The following is a 1,159-nucleotide window of genomic DNA, read 5'->3' as shown; positions in this document are numbered from 1 at the left end:
CGGCTGAGGGTCTGATCCAGTGTCTCAAGGGCGCGAGCCATGTGCAGGCTGACCATGCTCTGGCGGATGCGTTCGGTGACGGGGATCATGGGCGGCCCTCCTGTGCATTCGCCAGCCGCCGCCCGACAGCTTCATAGAAAGCCAGAGGACGCCGGGCCACAGGGGCGTCGACCGAAGATGACGGGATAAGCTCCGCCCGCCGCGTGGTCGGAACGGGCTTGCGATGGCCGGGATCGACCCTGCGCTGGTTCTTGCCCTCCAGCACCGGATGTCTGGCGATCAGCCGGCCATCCTCGAAGATCCGGACCTCGACCGGATGGTTCTGGACCTCGACGATCCGCCGCCGCGTGGTGTCGGGAACGCTGTATTGGTTGCCGCCCACCGCGACCATGCCTTCCTGGCTGATGCGCCGTTCGACCGTCAGCACAGCGTCGTAGGGGCGGCCAGGCAGGGCCAGAAGATGCGGCTTCTCCTCGGCAAAATGCTCATCCACGACCCGATTTGTTGTGGCATGCACCCTCGGATTGGCAATGGTCGTGCGCCACTCTTCGAATTGGGCGTTCAGGTCGTCCAGATCGCGGAAGCTGCGCCCAAGGAAGAAGTCCTGCCGGACATAACGGAACGGCCGCTCGACCTTGCCTTTCGTTTTGGCCCGATACGGCTGACAGGCTCGTGGTGCCGACCCGTAATGGGCCAGCAGCGCCAGCAGGGAGACGTTGTAGGTCACGACGCCGGAAGCATCCTCGCCGATGACCGCAGTCTTCATCCGGTCATACAAGACTTCGGTGCAGGCCCCGCCCATCGTTTGAAACGCTGCGATGTGGCAGCGCATCACCGTCTCCAGCGTCTGGTTCGGACAGAACCGCCCCCGGAGCCAACGACTGTGCCCCAGCACCATGCTGAACAGCCAGACCTTGCGCAGCACGCCGGGTTCGGACGTGAACTCCACCTGGAACTCGGCAAAATCCACCTGTGCCTGCTTCCCGGCTGGCGTTTCGAAGCGACGCTCGAACTGCCGCGGCGCCACGGGCCGAACCAGCCGGAGATACTCCGTCAGCGTGGAATAGGCACCCACATAGCCCATCGCCTTGATCTCACGATGCAGCCTGCGGGCAGACAGCCCGGGAAAGGCTTCAAGCCGCTCTGCCAGATAGGATTG

The 1,159-nt window shown here is 64.1% G+C and carries 1 protein-coding gene; it reads right to left on the bottom strand.

Going from position 1 to position 1,159, the window contains the following annotated elements; all coding sequences use genetic code 11:
* Nucleotides 1-85: 85 nt before the first annotated feature.
* On the bottom strand, nucleotides 86-1,159 hold a 1,074-nt coding region (gene istA, locus FA743_RS20140), incomplete at its 5' end, for an IS21 family transposase (RefSeq protein ID WP_136887824.1).

This window comes from Paracoccus gahaiensis (genome assembly GCF_005048225.1).
In the GTDB taxonomy this organism is placed as follows: domain Bacteria; phylum Pseudomonadota; class Alphaproteobacteria; order Rhodobacterales; family Rhodobacteraceae; genus Paracoccus; species Paracoccus gahaiensis.
This window is presented reverse-complemented; position numbering and strand designations above follow the sequence as displayed.